Annotated in this window: 13 protein-coding genes and 1 tRNA gene; all 14 read left to right on the forward strand. The window is 43.9% G+C overall.

Annotated features, from left to right (window positions below):
- The first annotated feature begins 40 nt into the window (after positions 1-40).
- Entirely contained in the window at positions 41-982 is a 942-nt protein-coding gene (locus OCV61_RS09555) for a magnesium transporter CorA family protein (protein WP_158421615.1), read from the forward strand.
- Between the two features lie 18 nt (positions 983-1000).
- Complete coding sequence (locus tag OCV61_RS09560) at positions 1001-1879, forward strand: rhomboid family intramembrane serine protease (RefSeq protein ID WP_158421616.1); 879 nt, start codon at positions 1001-1003, stop codon at positions 1877-1879.
- A gap of 51 nt (positions 1880-1930) precedes the next feature.
- Positions 1931-3364 (forward strand): pyruvate kinase, encoded by a 1434-nt coding sequence (pyk, locus tag OCV61_RS09565; RefSeq protein WP_158421617.1) that lies wholly within the window; start codon positions 1931-1933, stop codon positions 3362-3364.
- Between the two features lie 23 nt (positions 3365-3387).
- Positions 3388-4674, forward strand: a complete 1287-nt coding sequence (locus OCV61_RS09570; protein WP_158421618.1) for a diaminopimelate decarboxylase — start codon at positions 3388-3390, stop codon at positions 4672-4674.
- Positions 4675-4810: 136 nt separating this feature from the next.
- Positions 4811-4893, forward strand: a tRNA-Leu gene (locus OCV61_RS09575).
- 233 nt (positions 4894-5126) lie between these two features.
- A complete protein-coding gene (gene ftsH, locus OCV61_RS09580; RefSeq protein WP_158421619.1) occupies positions 5127-6980 on the forward strand; it encodes an ATP-dependent zinc metalloprotease FtsH in 1854 nt (617 codons plus the stop codon).
- Positions 6981-7100: 120 nt separating this feature from the next.
- Entirely contained in the window at positions 7101-7439 is a 339-nt protein-coding gene (locus tag OCV61_RS09585; RefSeq protein WP_158421620.1) for an anti-sigma factor family protein, read from the forward strand.
- Between the two features lie 16 nt (positions 7440-7455).
- Positions 7456-10095: a DNA polymerase I gene (gene polA, locus OCV61_RS09590; RefSeq protein WP_158421621.1), complete on the forward strand. Its 2640-nt coding sequence runs from the start codon at positions 7456-7458 to the stop codon at positions 10093-10095.
- Positions 10096-10695 (forward strand): dephospho-CoA kinase, encoded by a 600-nt coding sequence (coaE, locus tag OCV61_RS09595; protein WP_158421622.1) that lies wholly within the window; start codon positions 10096-10098, stop codon positions 10693-10695.
- On the forward strand, positions 10682-11479 hold the full coding sequence (locus tag OCV61_RS09600) for an MBL fold metallo-hydrolase (protein WP_158421623.1): 798 nt from the start codon (positions 10682-10684) through the stop codon (positions 11477-11479). The genes coaE and OCV61_RS09600 overlap by 14 nt, the downstream gene beginning before the upstream one ends.
- Positions 11480-11505: 26 nt before the next feature.
- Positions 11506-11778, forward strand: coding sequence for an ACT domain-containing protein (locus tag OCV61_RS09605; RefSeq protein WP_158421624.1), 273 nt, complete (start codon positions 11506-11508; stop codon positions 11776-11778).
- An 82-nt stretch (positions 11779-11860) separates the two neighbouring features.
- Positions 11861-13225 carry a PFL family protein gene (locus OCV61_RS09610; protein ID WP_158421625.1) on the forward strand — a complete coding sequence of 455 codons (1365 nt, stop codon included), beginning with the start codon at positions 11861-11863 and terminating at the stop codon, positions 13223-13225.
- A gap of 575 nt (positions 13226-13800) precedes the next feature.
- Positions 13801-13923, forward strand: coding sequence for a hypothetical protein (locus OCV61_RS18635; protein WP_330672034.1), 123 nt, complete (start codon positions 13801-13803; stop codon positions 13921-13923).
- A 161-nt stretch (positions 13924-14084) separates the two neighbouring features.
- On the forward strand, positions 14085-19204 hold a 5120-nt coding region (locus tag OCV61_RS09620; protein WP_262582772.1), incomplete at its 3' end, for a leucine-rich repeat protein.

Consider the following 19204-nt stretch of genomic DNA (forward strand, 5'->3'; position numbering starts at 1 on the left):
TGTCCATTTGGCTTCAAAGGGACAGGAAGGGAGGAAAATCATGGTCAGGATTTTTAAAACGATCGACAGCTCCATTCATGAGATTCAGGAGCCGGAAGAAGGATGCTGGGTAGCACTTACCAATCCTACGGCTACAGAGATTTTTCAGATTTCCGAGCGTTTTGGAATTGAAGTGGATGATCTGCGCGCACCTTTGGATGAAGAAGAGCGTGCCCGTATAGAGGCAGAGGATAATTATACCCTGATCCTGGTAGATATTCCTATGATCGAAGAAAGAAATGACAAAGACTGGTATGGCACCATCCCTTTAGGCATTATTGTCACAAAAAAGATGATCTTTACTATCTGTCTGGAGGATACGCAGGTTCTTGCACGCTTTATGGAGGGACGTGTGCGGAACTTTTTCACATACATGAAGACCAGGTTTATCCTGCAGATCCTGTACAGGAATGCCAGTATGTACCTGCGGTATCTGCGTATCATTGACAAGAAAAGCGAGCAGGTGGAGGAAAAGCTTCACATGTCCACACGTAATCAGGAACTGATGGAGCTTCTGGAATTGGAGAAGTCGCTGGTTTATTTTACCACTTCGCTCAGATCTAATGAAGTTGTGCTGGAAAAGCTTTTGAAAGTAGATACCATCAAGCAGTATCCGGAGGATACAGACCTTCTGGAGGATGTTATCATAGAGAATAAGCAGGCAATCGAGATGGCCAATATATACAGTGGGATCCTGAGCAGTATGATGGGTACTTTTGCGTCTGTTATCTCCAATAACCTGAATGTAGTTATGAAGGTACTTTCCGTGATAACGATCGTGATGAGTATTCCAACGATTATTTTCAGCGCTTACGGGATGAATCTGAATGCACATGGAATGCCATTTTCTTTTACTACCCATGGTTTTTTGATCATTATTCTTTTATCTATAGCAGTTAGTATTATCGCAGCTGTCATATTATCAAAAAAGAAATTTTTCTGATGGAGGACACACAAGGAAATGAAGTGGATTGATAAACTTGAAAGAAAATACGGTAAATACGGCGGGATCAATAATCTGACCCTGTATGTTATCATTTGTTACGTGATTGGATATATCATCAGTATTGTGAATTCCGGCTTCCTTACCTGGTTTACATTAAATCCTGAGAAGATCCTGCACGGACAGATCTGGCGGCTTGTGACCTGGGTATTTCTGCCACCGTCCAACGGAGGCGTATTCTGGTTTGTGATCGCAGTTCTGTTTTTGTATTATCCTATTGGCACATCTCTGGAGCATACCTGGGGGAGCCTTAGGTATACTATTTATATTGCTTCAGGTATGGTATTTACCATTATCGGAGCATTTGCCCTGTATCTGATCGCAGTTTACGGATTGGGATACGACGGGGTCAGTGATGGTGTCTGGAATTATTTTACCACCTATTATATCAGTGTATCTGTATTCCTGGCATACGGTGTTTCTTTCCCCAATATGCGGGTAATGCTGTATTTTATTATTCCGATCAAGATGAGCTGGATGTCCATTTTCTACGGAGTGATGATCATATATGAGATGATCAGCTATATCCGTATGGGTGCCTGGTTTATGGCTGTATTGATCGTTGCATCCCTTCTGAATTTTGTTATTTATTTTCTGGGAACGCGGGATCTTCAACGTTATAATCCTAAAGAGGTTCACAGACGCAACGAATTTCGCCGTGCTATGGAGCCAAAGAGCCGTACCGGGCAGAATGGTGCCATTACAAAGCATAAATGTGCCATCTGCGGCAGAACTGAGCAGGATGATCCAAATCTGGAATTTCGTTTCTGTTCCAAATGCAATGGCAATTATGAATACTGTCAGGATCATTTGTTTACCCATACACATGTGAAATGACAGGGACACTTTTTACAACAGCATTGCGTTTTACTTAGAGGGAGAATTGTCATGAAGAGAACAAAAATCATTTGTACGCTTGGTCCAGCCAGCAGCAGCCGGGAGATTATGAGGGAAATGATCCTGACTGGAATGGATATTGCCAGATTTAACTTTTCACATGGGGACCATGAGGAACATAAGGGCAGAGTGGAACTGGTCAAGTCTTTGCGGGAAGAACTGGATGTGCCGGTAGCCATGCTCCTGGATACAAAAGGACCTGAGATCCGTACAAAGCTTCTAAAAGACGGCAGGAAAGTTACGTTAACTTCAGGAAGTCAGTTTATTCTTTCAGTCGGAGATTTTGAAGGTGATGAGCACAAGGTGGCGATCACTTATGAAGAGTTATACAAGGATGTGAAGCCAGGCGGTAAGATCCTGATCGATGACGGACTGATTGGTTTGGAGATCGAGAAGATCGAAGGAAAAGATATTATTTGCCGTGTCTTAAATGGTGGTGAACTGGGAGAACGAAAGGGAGTGAATGTTCCTTACGTAAAGGTGAATCTTCCGGGGATCACAGAACAGGATAAAAAGGATATTCTTTTCGGGATTGAACAGGGATTTGACTATGTGGCAGCTTCTTTTGTGCGTAATGCACAGGTGATCCGTGATATCCGTAAGCTTCTTGATGAGAATGGCGGAAGCGATATCGGCATCATTGCCAAGATAGAGAATGCAGAGGGTGTGGATAATATTGATTCCATTATCCAGGAGGCAGATGGCATTATGGTGGCCAGGGGAGATCTAGGCGTGGAGATACCTGCCAGCCAGGTTCCCCATATCCAGAAAAGGATTATCCAGAAGTGTAATGAGAATTATGCCCTTGTGATCACTGCCACACAGATGCTGGATTCTATGATCCGTAATCCCAGACCTACCAGGGCTGAGGTGGCAGATGTGGCAAATGCCATTTATGACGGCACAGATGCGATCATGCTGTCCGGTGAGACTGCAGCAGGTAAATATCCGGTACAGGCAGTGAAGATGATGGTGGAGATTGCTGAGACTACAGAGCCACATCTTAATAACAACCTTCACAGAAAAGACAGGAACATGTTCAGACAAGGCTTTGTTTCAAGCGCAGTAGGACTTGCTGCAGTACAGGCTGCAAGGGACCTGAAGGCAGCAGCTGTTGTAACGCCTACCATGACCGGAAAGACTGCACTTTTGATTTCCAACTACCGCCCAGAGGTTCCTATTTATGCCATTACACCTAATGAGCGTGTTCAGCACAAGCTGCAGCTTGCATGGGGAGTCTGTCCTCTGAAGGGCTATCATAAGGATTCAACAGAGCATATCATTTCCCAGGCCATGAATGTTGTTAAAGCAAAGGAACACGTTAAGAAAGGAGATCTTCTTGTATTTACAGCAGGAGACCCTGCAACAAACATGACTACAGAGGGTGCAGTGACAAATATGATGCACATCATTGAGACAAAATAGCCAGGCATAAGGAGAAGATTATTATGAAGAAAAAACCGTTTGTTACCCTTGAAAAGCTGCAGGAGATCACTGCAAAATATCCTACTCCTTTTCATCTTTATGATGAAAAAGGGATCCGTGATAATGCAAAAGCTTTAAAGGAAGCATTTGCGTGGAACAAAGGATTTAAGGAGTTTTTTGCAGTAAAAGCTACGCCCAACCCATATCTGATCAAGATCCTTCAGGAATATGGCTGTGGATGTGACTGTTCTTCCATGACAGAACTGATGCTTTCAAAGGCCATTGGATGTAAGGAAGGAGACATTATGTTTTCTTCTAATGATACGCCGGAGAAGGAGTTTAAATATGCGGATGAGATCGGCGGTATCATCAATCTGGATGATATTACCCACATTGAAAGTGTGGAGCGTGCAGTTGGCAGTATTCCAAAGACCATCAGCTGCCGTTACAACCCAGGTGGTGTATTTAAGATCAGCAATGATATTATGGACAACCCGGGTGATGCAAAGTATGGAATGACTACGGAGCAGATCTTCCAGGCTTTCCGTATCCTGAAAGAAAAAGGTGCAGAGAATTTTGGTATCCATGCATTCCTTGCAAGTAATACTGTTACCAATGAATATTATCCGATGCTGGCAAAAGTAATGTTTGAGCTGGCTGTAAAGCTTCAGAAAGAAACAGGTGCGCATGTGAAGTTTATCAACCTGTCCGGTGGTATTGGCATTCCTTACCGTCCGGAGCAGACCCCCAACGACATCAAGGTGATCGGAGAGGGTGTACGTAAGGTTTATGAAGAAGTGCTGATACCGGCTGGTATGGGAGATGTGGCTATTTACACAGAACTTGGCCGTTTTATGATGGGTCCCTATGGCTGTCTGGTAACAAAAGCTATCCATGAGAAGCATACCCACAAGGAGTATATTGGTGTGGATGCGTGTGCAGTCAACCTGATGCGTCCTGCAATGTATGGGGCATATCACCATATTACTGTTATGGGAAAAGAGGATGCGCCCTGCGATCATATGTATGATATTACCGGTTCTCTTTGTGAAAATAATGATAAATTTGCTATTGACCGTTATCTTCCGGAGATTTCTAAGGGAGATCTGTTGGTGATCCACGACACAGGCGCTCATGGCTTTTCCATGGGATACAATTATAACGGAAAGCTGAAGTCTTCCGAGATTCTTCTGAAAGAAGACGGATCCTTTGAGATGATCCGCAGGGCAGAAACGCCAAAGGATTATTTTGCTACTTTTGACTGCTTTCCCATTTATGAAAAGCTTTTGGAAGATGCAGATAAATTCTGAAAAATAAAATAATTCAGGATCTATTATAAAACATTTCAGTATCTATCATAAATGGTTCATAAAAATATTTCAGTATCTGTCATAAAAAGGCTTGCATAAGCGAGCCTTTTGTGATAAGATAACTTTTGTTTCAAGCGCCGGCATGTCGGAATGGCAGACGAGGCAGACTCAAAATCTGTTGTAGGCAACTACGTGTGGGTTCAAGTCCCACTGCCGGCACTTTCTCAAGCTCTGAGAGATCAGGGCTTTTTTTTATGCAATACGAAATCACTTTGCAATGTTTCTGTTACGTAAAAAACGTTCCCCGAGGATGGGATTTTGCCCACGTTGATGTGAACGGAGTGAACTGTAACTTTAATTCTAAAAAGTTTATGAAATATGATCCGGGTCTGTTGATATTCAGAATAAATAGTGATAGCATCAGGTATACAACACAAAACGGAGGAAAAAGCATGAGTCTGAATGATAAAAAGCCAGGCAAACGTCCATTATATGTATATACACTGGCAGCAGTGGTTGTGATCCTGGTTCTGAACATGTTGGTACTTCCCATGATCCAGGGGAGAAGTGTGGAGAAGACCGATTATACCACCTTCCTGAAGAATGTGGATAGTGGCAATGTTACTAAGGCTGAGATACAGGACAGCTATATTTATTATGTGGTAGAGAAAGATGACACCAAGACGGTGTGCAGGACAGTGCGGATGGAGGATCCCCAGCTGGTAGACCGTTTATATGAGGCCGGTACTAGCATGGAAGTGGTAGAGCCCCAGAAGCCATCCATACTTCTGAACCTGCTGGCAGGTTATCTGATCCCGATCCTGATCTTTGTACTTCTGGGCAGATGGATCAGTAAGAAGATGATGAATTCTATGGGAAATGGAGGCCCTGGGGGGATGATGTCCTTTGGTAAAAGCAATGCCAAGGTATATGTGAAGTCCACCAATGGGATCAAGTTCTCAGATGTAGCCGGTGAGGATGAGGCAAAGGAGCTTCTTACAGAGATCGTGGATTATCTTCATAATCCTCACAAATATGCAGATATTGGTGCATCCATGCCGAAAGGAGCGCTTCTTGTAGGCCCTCCGGGTACTGGTAAGACTCTTCTTGCTAAAGCAGTGGCAGGGGAGGCTGAGGTTCCCTTCTTTTCCATTTCAGGCTCTGAGTTTGTGGAGATGTTTGTTGGTATGGGAGCTGCCAAGGTAAGGGATCTGTTTAAGCAGGCCAATGAAAAAGCTCCATGTATTGTATTTATTGATGAGATCGACACCATTGGTAAGAAGCGTGATGGAGCTGGCTTCTCCGGAGGTAATGATGAGCGTGAGCAGACACTGAATCAGCTTCTTACAGAGATGGACGGATTTGATGGATCTAAGGGTGTAGTGATCCTTGCAGCTACCAACCGTCCGGATTCCCTGGATCCTGCACTTTTAAGGCCGGGACGTTTTGACCGGAGGATCCCGGTAGAGCTTCCAGATCTTCAGGGCCGGGAAGAGATCCTGAAGGTACATGCAAAGAAGATCAAGATCTCTGATTCAGTGCGGTTTGATGAGATTGCTAAGGCAGCAGCAGGCGCATCAGGAGCAGAGCTTGCCAATATTGTGAATGAGGCAGCTTTACGTGCAGTACGTGATGGCAGAAGATTTGCCACTCAGGCAGATTTTGAAGAAAGCATTGAGGTAGTTATTGCAGGATATCAGAAGAAGAACCGGGTTCTTTCTAACAAGGAGAAGCTGATCGTTTCCTATCATGAGATTGGTCATGCCCTGGTAGCTGCCAAGCAGACAGATTCTGCACCTGTACACAAGATCACTATTATTCCACGTACTTCCGGTGCATTAGGATACACCATGCAGGTGGATGAAAAGGAGCATTATCTTATGTCCAAGGAAGAACTGGAGAATAAGATTGCTACTTTTACAGGAGGACGTGCAGCAGAAGAGCTGATCTTCCATAGCATTACCACTGGAGCTTCTAATGATATAGAGCAGGCGACCAAGATTGCCAGGGCAATGATCACCCGGTATGGTATGAGTGATGATTTTGACATGGTTGCCATGGAAAGCATGAGCAATCAGTATCTGGGCGGAGATTCAAGTCTTACCTGTTCCTTTGAGACCCAGACCCTTCTGGACAAAAAGGTTGTTGAGCTGGTACGCAGACAACATGAGAAAGCAACCAGAATTCTTACTGAGAATATTGACAAGCTTCACGAATTGGCCAAATTCTTGTATGAGCAGGAGACGATTACAGGAGAAGAGTTTATGAAAATCCTGAATGGGCCATCTGCATCTGTAGGGGCATAATATATCACGCTAAAGAGGGACTGACACACAGATTTTTGATCTGCGGGAGTCGGTCCCTTGTTTTTTTGCGAATTATCCGTTATAATACCTCTGATATAGGGCTGAAAGGAGACTGGCATTATGGACTGCAGCACTGCGGAAAGTATGGTGAATCGTTATATTGACCATACATTAAGTGTAAATGAATTAGAGAGCTTTCTGGAACATGTAGAGGAGTGTTCTTCCTGCTATGATGAACTGGAAACCTATTTTATTGTCCATAAGGCGATGGAGCAGCTGGATGAAAACGGAAAAGACCAGATTCTGGATTTTCGGGAGCTGCTGGAAGAAGATATCCGTAAAAGCAGAAGATATATCCTGAAAAAGAAGTTTTTCAGGACTGTTGAAGGCGTAGTGATCTGTATTCTTGCAGCAGGGCTGGCAGGATTTCTGTTTTATGCAGTCACGCAGCTATTGTAGGAAAGGAGACAGACAGATGAGTGAAAAAATATTGCTGATAGATGGGCACAGTATTCTGAACAGGGCATTTTACGGTCTTCCGGATCTGACCAATTCAGAAGGGCTGCATACAGGAGCTGTCTATGGTTTCCTGAATATTATTTTAAGAATCCTGGAAGAAGAGAAGCCAAAGTATCTGACGGTAGCATTCGACCTGCATGCACCTACCTTTCGGCATAAGATATATGAAGCATATAAAGGCACACGTAAGCCTATGCCGCAGGAATTGCGGGAACAGGTTCCACTGATCAAAGAGATGCTGCAGGCAATGGGCGTGGAGATCGTGTCCAAAGAAGGATATGAAGCAGATGATCTGTTAGGAACTCTTGCAAGACAAAGTGAAGCAAAGGGTATGGATGTAACTATTCTGTCCGGTGACAGGGACCTGCTTCAGCTGGCAACCGAAAAAGTGATGATCCGCCTTCCTAAGACTGTACGTGGCAAGACTACCATAGAGGATTATCATGCACAGCAGGTAATAGAAAAGTATCAGGTAACACCTGCACAGGTCATTGAACTGAAAGCATTAATGGGAGATTCTGCAGACAATATCCCAGGGATTCCTGGCGTGGGTGAAAAGACTGCCACTAAGCTGATCGTTGAATACGGTTCCATTGAGAATGCTTATCAGCATGTGGAAGAAATCAAGCCAAATAAGGCCAGAGAATCCCTGCGGGAGCATTATAACCTGGCTCAGTTGTCAAAAACACTTGCAACCATTAATACAGAAAGTCCAGTGGATTTCTCCTATGAAAAAGCCAGACTGGGCGATCTGTATACAAAAGAAGCATTTGCCCTTTGCAAAAGGCTTGATTTTAAGAATCTGTTGGCCAGGTTTGATCAGACAATGTCCCAGGAGCTTACAGAAGTAAAAGAATTTTTTACCTGTGAGGATCTGTCCGGATGTGAAGCCCTTTTTGAAAAAGCAGGGAAGCAAAAGGTTGTAGGAACAGCTCTTTTATCTGACAAGGAAGAGGTTTACGGACTGGGACTTGCCATCACTGAGCAGGAGATATATTATATTCCAGTGGCCAATTTTATTACAGGCCCCTATTTATGCGGAAAGATCGCAGATCTTGCGTTAAATACCAGGATCTGCGCCATAGATATAAAAACAATGTTGAAGCATGTGAACCTGGAAGAAGAACACCAGGTTTTTGATGCAGGTGTGGCAGCTTACCTTCTGAATCCATTGAAATCCACCTACACTTGCGAGGATCTGGCGAGGGAGTATGAAGGAGGGAAGATGATACCCTCCAGGGAAGAACTTCTTGGAAAGGCATCCTTTAGAAAGGCCTGGGAGGAGGACCAGGAAGGGCTTTCCTCCTATGCCTGCTATACAGCAGAAACTGTGCTTTCCTGTATGGAGCCTTTAAAGCAGGCATTGGAAGAAACAGGAATGTGGAAGGTATATACCCAGATCGAGTTGCCTCTTATTTTTACTCTTGATTCCATGGAGAAAACAGGAATTCAGGTAAAGGGAGAGGAACTAAAGGCTTATGGGGACAGACTGGCAGTCAGGATCCATGAACTGGAACAGGCTATTTACCAGCAGGCAGGAGAAGAATTCAATATTAATTCACCAAAACAGCTGGGAGTGGTCCTTTTCGAGAAAATGGGGATCAAAGGCGGAAAGAAGACCAAAACCGGTTATTCCACAGCTGCAGATGTGTTGGAGAAGCTGGCAGAACAGCAGCCCATTATTAAAGATATCCTGGAATACAGGCAGCTGGCAAAACTGAAGTCCACATATGCAGATGGTCTTGCCGGTATGATCGATAAGGATGGCAGGATCCATTCTACCTTTAACCAGACCATTACTGCAACCGGCAGGATCAGCAGCACAGAGCCTAATCTTCAGAATATCCCGGTACGTATGGAACTTGGGCGATTGATCCGTAAAGTTTTTGTACCTGAAGATGGCTGCGTTTTTCTTGATGCAGACTATTCCCAGATCGAGCTTCGTGTTCTGGCACATATGTCCGGGGATCAGACCCTGATCCAGGCATATCAGCAGGCTCAGGATATTCACAGGCTGACAGCGTCCCAGGTGTTTCATGTACCTTTTGATCAGGTAACACCTCTTCAGCGAAGAAATGCAAAGGCAGTGAATTTTGGTATTGTTTACGGCATCAGCTCCTTTGGACTGAGCCAGGACTTAAGTATTACCAGAAAAGAAGCAGCAGATTATATTCAAAAATATTTTGAGACTTATCCAAAGATCAAGGAGTTTCTGGATGATCTGGTGGAGACTGCCAGGGAGAAAGGCTATGCCAGTACCATGTATGGCAGACGGCGTCCTGTACCGGAATTAAAGTCCAGTAATTTTATGCAGCGTTCTTTTGGAGAAAGGGTGGCTATGAATTCACCTATCCAGGGAACCGCTGCAGATATTATTAAGATTGCCATGAATCGGGTATACAAACGCCTGAAATCAGAAGGCAAAAAATCCAGGCTTGTTCTGCAGGTGCATGACGAGCTTCTGATCGAGACAAGGAAAGAAGAACTTACACAGGTAGCCAGGATCCTGGAAGAAGAGATGAAAGGTGCAGCTAGCCTTCAGGTAGAACTGGAAGTGGATATGCATGAAGGAAGCAGCTGGTACGAGGCAAAATAAATGAGGATAATCGGGATCACAGGAGGGGTAGGTGCAGGAAAAAGCACTGTACTTGCTTTTCTGGAAAAAGAATACGGTGCAGCCGTCATACAGGCAGATCAGGTGGGCCATCTGGTAATGGAACCAGGAGAAGAATGTTATGAGGATGTAATAGGTATTTTCGGAAAAGAAATCATAAAAGAGGATAAAACTATTGACCGAAAGAGGGTATCGGATGTAGTATTTGAACAGCCGCACCTTCTGAAAAGGCTGGAGTCTGTAATCCATCCGGCAGTAAAACGGTACATTTGCCGCAGGATCCGGGAACTTCAGGAAAGTGGATGCAGGCTTTGTGTGGTGGAGGCAGCCCTTCTTCTGGAAGAGCATTATCAGGATTTTTGTGATCAGGTCTGGTATATCCATACAGATCCACAGATCCGGATTCGTCGTCTGGAAGAAAGCAGAGGTTATACAAGGGAAAAAGCGGAAGGGATCATTGCCAGCCAGGCAACTGAGGAGTATTTTCGTGCCCATACAGATTATGTGATTGAAAATAACAATGATCTGGACAGAACTTATGCCCAGATCAGGGAGAGGATAGAGAAACATGCGGTTTTGTAGTATTGCCAGCGGAAGCAGCGGAAACTGTATTTACGTAGGCACACAGGAGACACATCTTCTGATAGATGCAGGGATCAGCGGCAGACGGATCGAGAAGGGCCTGAATGAACTAGATCTTACAGGGAAAGATATTGATGGGATCTTGATCACTCATGAGCATTCTGACCATATAGGCGGTCTTGGCGTGATCTCAAGAAAATACCAGATTCCCATTTACACAACAGGAGGTACTGCAGATGCCATCAGCAGGTCGAAAGGGCTTGGCCAGCTGCCCCAGGGACTGATCCAGGAGATCCAGGAGGATGAACCGTTTCAGATAAAGGATCTGAAAGTAAATGCATTTACTATCCCTCATGATGCAGCACAACCGGTTGGCTTCCGGCTTGAGCATGGCAGCAGTTCTGTAGGGATTGCAACAGACCTTGGGAAATATAATGATTATATTGTGGAGCATCTTCAGGGGCTGGATGCCTTGCTTCTGGAAGCAAACCATGATATCCGCATGCTTCAGGTGGGAAAATATCCATATTATCTGAAACAGAGGATACTGGGAGATCGGGGGCATCTTTCCAATGAAAATGCAGGAAGGCTTTTGTGCAGACTTCTCCATGACAATCTGAAGGCTGTATTTTTAGGCCATCTTAGTAAAGAGAATAATTATGAACAGCTGGCATATGAAACTGTGTGCTCAGAAGTAACACTGGGGGATAATCCATACCGTTCCGGTGATTTCAGGATTCAGGTTGCCAGGAGGGACTGCTTATCCCAACCGGTTATTATTTAAATTTTACATATAGAAAGGATAATACGATGAAAAAGACAATTATTACTGTAGTAGGAAATGACACTGTAGGGATTATTGCGAAAGTATGTACTTACCTGGCTGATAATCAGGTAAATATTCTTGATATTTCCCAGACCATCGTACAGGGGTATTTTAACATGATGATGGTAACAGACACCAGCGCTTCTAAGAAGGATACAGGCGCTCTTGCTGACGGGCTTTCAGCTCTGGGCGATGAGATCGGCGTAGTGATCCATTGCCAGCATGAAGATATTTTCAACGTGATGCACCGTATCTGATATGGTTTTTTTTAGACTGCAGAAAGTAAAGCAGTGGTAACAAAAGAACAACGGAAGCAGACCTGGAAGCAAGGAGAAGAATATGATCAACATTTTTGAAGTAAATGAGACAAATAAAATGATAGAGCAGGAGAATCTGGATGTGCGTACCATTACCCTTGGTATCAGCCTTCTGGACTGTATTGACAGTGATTTGGATAAATTAAATGAGAAGATCTACAATAAGATCACAAAGAAGGCAGAGAACCTTGTATCTACCGGAGAACAGATTTCTGCAGAGTTTGGGATTCCCATTGTTAATAAAAGGATTTCCGTTACCCCCATTGGGCTGATCGGAAGTGCTGCCTGCAAAACAACAGAGGATTTTGTATCCATTGCCAAAACACTGGATCGTGCTGCCAAAACAGTTGGTGTGAATTTTATCGGCGGATATACAGCTCTTGTAAGCAAGGGCATGACACCTGCCGAGGAACTTCTCATCCGTTCCATTCCCAAAGCCCTTGCCTGCACGGATCGTGTATGTAGTTCGGTAAATGTAGGATCCACAAAGACAGGTATCAATATGGATGCGGTAAAGCTTATGGGAGAAATGGTGGTTGAGACTGCAAAAGAGACAAAGGATCAGGATTCCCTGGGCTGTGCCAAGCTGGTTGTATTTTGTAATGCACCGGATGACAATCCGTTTATGGCCGGAGCTTTCCATGGCGTTACAGAAGCAGATAGTATTATTAATGTAGGTGTCAGCGGTCCAGGTGTTGTAAAGACCGCCCTGACAAAGGTGCGTGGTGCAGATTTTGAAACTCTTTGTGAGATGATCAAACGTACTGCATTTAAAGTAACCCGTGTAGGACAGCTGGTAGCAAGGGAAGCTTCCAGACGTCTTGGTGTGCCTTTTGGCATTGTAGACCTTTCACTTGCCCCTACACCGGCTATTGGAGACAGTGTGGCTGAGATCCTGGAGGAGATCGGCCTGGAGCGTGCAGGCGCACCAGGTACTACTGCAGCACTGGCGCTTCTGAACGACCAGGTAAAGAAGGGGGGAGTTATGGCTTCCACAGCAGTTGGAGGCTTGAGTGGAGCTTTCATTCCTGTCAGTGAGGATCAGGGTATGATCGATGCGGTGAATGCAGGCGCTCTTTCCATCGAGAAGCTGGAAGCCATGACCTGTGTATGCTCTGTAGGTCTTGATATGATCGCAGTACCAGGGGATACCAAAGCCTCTACTATTTCCGGTATCATTGCAGATGAAGCTGCCATTGGTATGGTCAATCAGAAAACAACAGCCGTTCGTCTGATCCCAGTGATCGGAAAAGGAGTAGGAGAGACAGTTGAGTTCGGCGGTCTGTTAGGCTATGCACCGATCATGCCGGTGAACCCATTCTCCTGTGATGCATTTGTGGAAAGAGGCGGCAGGATCCCGGCTCCTATCCATAGCTTTAAAAATTAAACATCACATGAGCTGTCCGACAAATATATTACAGATAAAAGGTTGCTGTGAACGGAGGGAACCAATAACGATAAAAGCGAAAAGCAGCTATGATATTTGCAAAAATACTTGACTTCTATTGAAAAAAGCAGCTATAATACTTTCGCTTGCTCGGAGGGCAAATCATTCATTGGAAATGATGAGCTGGATAAGGCAACAGGCTGAAATGCTTGTACTTATCCAGCTTTTTTGTACTTTGCGCCTGAATTACATATGCGGTCATCGGAGAATCTGCAGCCGCAGCTGCAAAGATCTGGATCGGGCAGAATAAACGGCAGTGATCGGAACCACTATTCTGGCGGTATCTTCAATATGTTTGGCAATTATTTCTTCGTGTTTACGCTGGATAGGGGCATTATGGGCGCAGGCATTGCCCCGGTATTATCCGCAGATATGGCATTTCATTCATTTTACTGCCATTCAACATTTTCGCTACCTACTATTTCCAGGCAATGATGAAGCCTTCTACCGCTTTTGTTGTGTCCGTGGGAAGAGGTGCGGTCATCAGCGGCGTACTGATCTTTCTGCTGCCTGTCATGGCGGAAGCAAATAGCATTTGGTTTGCCATGCCCATCACAGAACTGATAGTGGCTGTATTTGTTGCAGCGATGATGCGGCGCTATCAGAAACAGCCGATCAGAAGTGCGGTTCAGAAGTGATACTGTTTTCTTTCATTGCGGCCATTCATAATTTAATAGTAAACAAGTTTACTATTGAATTTGGTAAATATATGTATTATTATAAGACAAAGGGTACAAAATATGTGCAATTTGAGAAACGTATTAATTGGTGGCTGCATGTATGAAAGGAAAGAGAAAGCATGAAGAAAAAGATAATCAGTGTAATTTTGGCATTCTCAATGTTGGGAAGCCAGACAGGAATGGTATCTGCTTCAGCAGAAGAGTTTGTATGCGAAGATTCGCATGAACAAGCGGATACGCAGGAAAATAATGCTGAAAACTTTGGGTCAGGTGAATCTGTTCCGGACATTTTTTTCGGTAATCCAGATCTTGAAGAGGGTGATTCAGATGCGTTCAGCTCAGGTGAAGATGATTTTAGCCACACAGACGCAGAAAGCGAGGATCTGATAATAGCTCCTGCAGACGAACTGGAGGATGGAACCGGCGACAGCGGGGACGAGCTTATTGAAATCAGCGAGACAGAGTTTCCAGATATGCAATTCCGAAATTATGTAAAAACCACATTTGATGCAGATCATAATGACTGGCTGGATCATGATGAAATCATATCTGCCACCGATATGAATGTGTCAGACAAAGAGATAAAAGACCTATCAGGGATTGAATATTTCTCAAATCTGATCCGTCTGGATTGCAGTCAGAACAGGATCCGTGAACTGGATCTTACAAAGAATACCTGTTTGATGTCAGTGAAATGCAATGACAACCTTTTGGAAAAAATAGAGCTGCCGTCAAAAGAAATGGAATACCTGAATTGTGAGAATAACTGTTTATCTTCACTGGAAATGGAAGATACCACAATAGTCTGCGAGGACGAGGATTCTTCCGAACAGGGGCTCATTGCCGGAGAACAACATGTTTCTGTGGAAGCAGAGCAAATCGACGATTCAAAATGGAAGCTGGAGCTTGCTTCCGCATTAAACATACATAATATGGACAAAGTTGTAAATGTTCAGTTTTCATCGGAGATGCAGGATGCATTTCTAGAAGATGGAAGTATAATTTTTGGCACAGATCTTGACAGCAAGCCTTCTTTCTCCTATGAGTATCCAGTGGAAATTGGGGATGCAGTGGAAAATATGAAGGTAATTGTGCAGGTGGAATTTCCAAAGAATGGTGATTCTGAAGGATTCTCCGACAGTGATGGAAATATGGCAGAAGAGCCGTTGTCAGGCGAACTGGGTGAAGGACAGATGATCCAGGAAGATGTTCTGGCTGGAGTAAATGAACAGGATGCAGAATCAGACACAGCCGCACCGACATCTGGAACCTGTGGAGATAATCTGAAATGGGAATTGGATAATGGGACATTGACGATTGATGGAACTGGAGAGATGTATGATTATCATTCTCCTGATTCTGCTCCGTGGCATAATGATATTAATAATATTAAGAAGGTAGTGATAAAACAAGGAGTAACGAGTATTGGGGGTGATGCCTTTTATGGATGCAGCAGCCTAACGAGTATCACCATCCCCAGCAGTGTGACAAGCATCGGGTGGTGGACTTTTGGGCATTGTGGTAATCTAACAAGTGTCACCATCCCGAGCGGAGTGACACGTATCCAGAATCATGCCTTTTGTGAATGTCGCAGCCTGACGAGTATCACAATCCCCAGTGGAGTGACAAGTATCGAGGATAGTGCATTTTCTGGATGTAGCAGCCTAAAGAGTATCACCATCCCGAGCGGAGTGACACGTATCCAGAAGTATGCCTTTTCTGGATGTAGCAGCCTGACGAGTATCACAATCCCCAGTGGAGTGACACGTATCGGGGATAGTGCATTTTCTGGATGTAGCAGTCTGACGAGTATCACAATCCCCAGTGGAGTGACAAGCATCGAGGATGGGGTCTTTTTTGGATGTAGCAGCCTGACGAGTATTACAATCCCCAGTGGAGTAACGAGTATTGGGGGTGATGCCTTTTATGAATGTAGCAGCCTAAAGAGTATCACCATCCCGAATAGTGTGACAAGTATCGGGATAGATGCCTTTTTGGGATGTAGCAGCCTGACGAGTATCACAATCCCCAGTGGAGTGACATGCATCGGGAGAAGTGTGTTTTATGAATGTAGTAGCTTAACGAGTATCACAATCCCCAGTGGAGTGACACATATCGTGGAAAGTGCGTTTTATGAATGTAGTAGCTTAACGAGTATCACAATCCCCAGTAGTGTGACAGGCATCGGGAACTATGCCTTTTATGGATGTAGCAGCCTGACGAGTATCACAATCCCCAGTGGAGTGACAAGCATCGAGAAAGGGGTCTTTAATGGATGTAGCAGCCTGACGAGTATCACAATCCCCAGTGGAGTGACAAGCATCGAGTGTGATGCCTTTTACAGATGTAGCAGCCTGGCTGATGTATATTATGAAGGCAGTGAAGCGGAATGGAAAAATATATATATTGATAGTTATAATACGTCTTTGACAGAAGCAAAAATCCACTACAACAGTTCCATGCCTTCATTTGATAAAAACTTCTCTCTCAAGGTAAGCAATGGTGGAACTGTATTTGGCAAGGAGAATGCTCTTTTTGTGGATTATGAGGCTTCTGTTTCTGGTGAGGCTGACAGTGAGGGCAAGCAGATTAAGTGGGAGTCGAGTAATCCTTCTGTGGCAGAGATTGACCAGAAGAATGCCGGATTGATAGTGAGTCAGGATGGCAACAGTGGTTCTGGGTGGATCAACCTGTTGACGTATGACGTGGGAAGGACTGTGATATCGGGAACTTCTGTGGATGGCAGGAAAACTTCGGTTGCGGTGGAGGTTGAACCGGAGTTAAGCCCTGTGAATAATTCAATAAATATTTCTAAGGAAACGTTAGTTCCCCTTTGCTCTGTTAAACTGGAGAAAGCGAATAAGGAGTATCTGGAGTCTTTTATGAAAGGGCTTAGCGTTGCCAGTGAGGGTGCTGTGACTGTCAGGAATACCAGATATGCTATTTCAGAAGATGGAAAGTCGGCAGAGTTTTCCGCTTATGTAGATTTGATTGGTACGGAGGAAGGATATGTTATATGTACCAGTAAAGGCGGACAGACAGTTAAGGTGCCAGTGGGAGAGCCGATAAGTTCTGTTGATTCACTGATTGTGAAGGCGGCTTTTGGAGATAAATCTTATAAAAAAGATCTGCACTGGACGAAGGATGGATATAATGAGGGCGAACTGGAAGTCAGTATACAGATTTGTGATCCTTCAAATTCTGTCCATCTGGATGAAATTAATGTTGAACTGAAAAACCTGAAAATGTTTAAGGTAAAGGATGCTTCAAAGGTAACGAATATAGGTTCTGATTATACATATTGCCTGAATATGGATCAGGGAATTGATGTGGGGCAAACAATAACAGTCAAGCTGACTCTGACGAAAAAAGGACTGACATGGTGGAAACCGGATGATGGAAATGTACATTCTGGTGAGATTATTGTTAATATTAATGGAGCAGATGAAAAAGGAAGCATTGTCAGTGGGTGTTTTTCTTTGGATGTCAGCTATCAGAATGAGTTAAAGAAAGTGGGGGCAGGTGACGAAGAGAAAGCTGAAAAGAAGGCACAGAAAGATGCGGATAAGTCTTTGACGGAAACAGTAGATGCGTTTGTGGATCTTAGTGACAAAATGGTGCTTGATCCGAATATTGAGACTTATCTTGGACATAATCAATTTGAAGCTTTGAAGCTGTTGATTTATTCAGAAATAGCTATGGCAAATATTTCGAAAGAGTATTTTACATCTTCCGGTCTGTCGGATGAGGTTGCAGAGAAAATCATGGAAAAGTTTTTAGGATATGAAAAGCCGAAATTTGGCATAGCAGATAAAAGGGTTCCGATCGAGGTGGTTGTACAGGGGCTGAATGATCAACTGTATCAGTTTAGTTTTGACTGCGATGTTTCCGTATATTCTTATGATGGTAATCCTTATGGAATCAATGGGACAATTGTTACGAAGATGTGGCGGGTTTCAGAACTAAATCAGAAGCAGGAAGAAATCAGATGTTCTACAGGACTGATTAATGAGGCTGATCTGGAACAGTTTACGCAAAGTTTATGGAATGCTGCCGAATCGTCTATAAAGAGTGCGTATATGGAAATATGGGGAAATGATGCAAATAAGGTTGCGAATGAGATCGTGGAGGGCTGTATAGACAGCATTGCCAGTAAGGCTGCGAAATATGGTTTGGAAAAACCAATCCAAATGGTTTTGGAGAAATTCTATAAGATTAAGTTAAAAGATCAATTTTCCCAGAAATTTTTTGATCTGTTGATTTATCCATCTAAAAAAGGCATGGCAGGATGCCCAGTAGACGTTTATGTATATAATTCCAGTAATGTTCTGGTGGGAAGTATTATTTCTGATGAGGTTTCCATTTTAGGAGTTGGAGTAGCACTTTGGACGGTAGGGGATGACAAGTATTTCCAGCTGTTTGATGATACTTATCGACTGGTTTATAAAGCTACAGGTACCGGAACTATGAACATCAGTATTTATGATCAGATGGCGAATAATTATAATTACAGAAGCTGTGAATTTATTCAGATACCGTTAAATCCGAATGTGGAGTACACTCAGTCGATTAACAATGAGTTTATGACAAGCGTTGAGAATTACAAAGTGACTTCTAACCAGGGTGAGGTGATTAATGCAAGTAAAGTACAGGATTTATATGAAACGATAACTATTCCTGAGAATCCGACACCAGCACCAACGGTGCCTCCAGTACCAACGGTGGAACCGACACCAGCACCAACGGCGACACCAACACCGACACCGGAGTCACACATCTGGGGCGCTTGGAAAACGGTGCAGGAGGCAGATGTGTTCCATCCGGAACTGCAGGAAAGAAGTTGTGTAAGCTGTGGAGAGAAGGAACAAAAGGTAGCAGGAGATAAGCTTTCTCCGGTATTAGAATTAAATGCTGCAGCAGTTACGCTGAAAGTAAAGCAGGCAACCACCGGCTTGAAAATCACCCGGATTCAGAAGGGAGACTCCGTAGTTTCCTGGAAATCCAGCAACATCAAAATTGTGAAGGTCTCCTCTAAAGGAAAACTAACAGCGCAGAAGAAAACCGGAAAAGCTACCGTAACGGTTACCCTGAAAAGTGGAATCAGCAAAAAGATTACCGTTAAAGTGCAGAAAAAAGCAGTTGCAACAACGAAATTTACTGGCTTAACGAAAAAAGTTACACTGAAAAAAGGAAAAAGTATAGCATTAAAACCAATCCGGCAGCCGTTTACATCAATTGA

It is taken from the genome of Blautia ammoniilytica (assembly GCF_025566965.1).
GTDB classification, from domain to species: Bacteria; Bacillota; Clostridia; order Lachnospirales; family Lachnospiraceae; genus Blautia_A; species Blautia_A ammoniilytica.

Excerpts from the sequence above, each read along its gene's own strand:
- OCV61_RS09555 (WP_158421615.1), top strand. The coding sequence starts at position 41 with ATGGTCAGGATTTTTAAAACGATCGACAGCTCCATTCATGAGATTCAG.
- OCV61_RS09560 (WP_158421616.1), top strand. The coding sequence starts at position 1,001 with ATGAAGTGGATTGATAAACTTGAAAGAAAATACGGTAAATACGGCGGG.
- pyk (WP_158421617.1), top strand. The coding sequence starts at position 1,931 with ATGAAGAGAACAAAAATCATTTGTACGCTTGGTCCAGCCAGCAGCAGC.
- OCV61_RS09570 (WP_158421618.1), top strand. The coding sequence starts at position 3,388 with ATGAAGAAAAAACCGTTTGTTACCCTTGAAAAGCTGCAGGAGATCACT.
- ftsH (WP_158421619.1), top strand. The coding sequence starts at position 5,127 with ATGAGTCTGAATGATAAAAAGCCAGGCAAACGTCCATTATATGTATAT.
- OCV61_RS09585 (WP_158421620.1), top strand. The coding sequence starts at position 7,101 with ATGGACTGCAGCACTGCGGAAAGTATGGTGAATCGTTATATTGACCAT.
- polA (WP_158421621.1), top strand. The coding sequence starts at position 7,456 with ATGAGTGAAAAAATATTGCTGATAGATGGGCACAGTATTCTGAACAGG.
- coaE (WP_158421622.1), top strand. The coding sequence starts at position 10,096 with ATGAGGATAATCGGGATCACAGGAGGGGTAGGTGCAGGAAAAAGCACT.
- OCV61_RS09600 (WP_158421623.1), top strand. The coding sequence starts at position 10,682 with ATGCGGTTTTGTAGTATTGCCAGCGGAAGCAGCGGAAACTGTATTTAC.
- OCV61_RS09605 (WP_158421624.1), top strand. The coding sequence starts at position 11,506 with ATGAAAAAGACAATTATTACTGTAGTAGGAAATGACACTGTAGGGATT.
- OCV61_RS09610 (WP_158421625.1), top strand. The coding sequence starts at position 11,861 with ATGATCAACATTTTTGAAGTAAATGAGACAAATAAAATGATAGAGCAG.
- OCV61_RS18635 (WP_330672034.1), top strand. The coding sequence starts at position 13,801 with ATGGCGGAAGCAAATAGCATTTGGTTTGCCATGCCCATCACAGAACTG.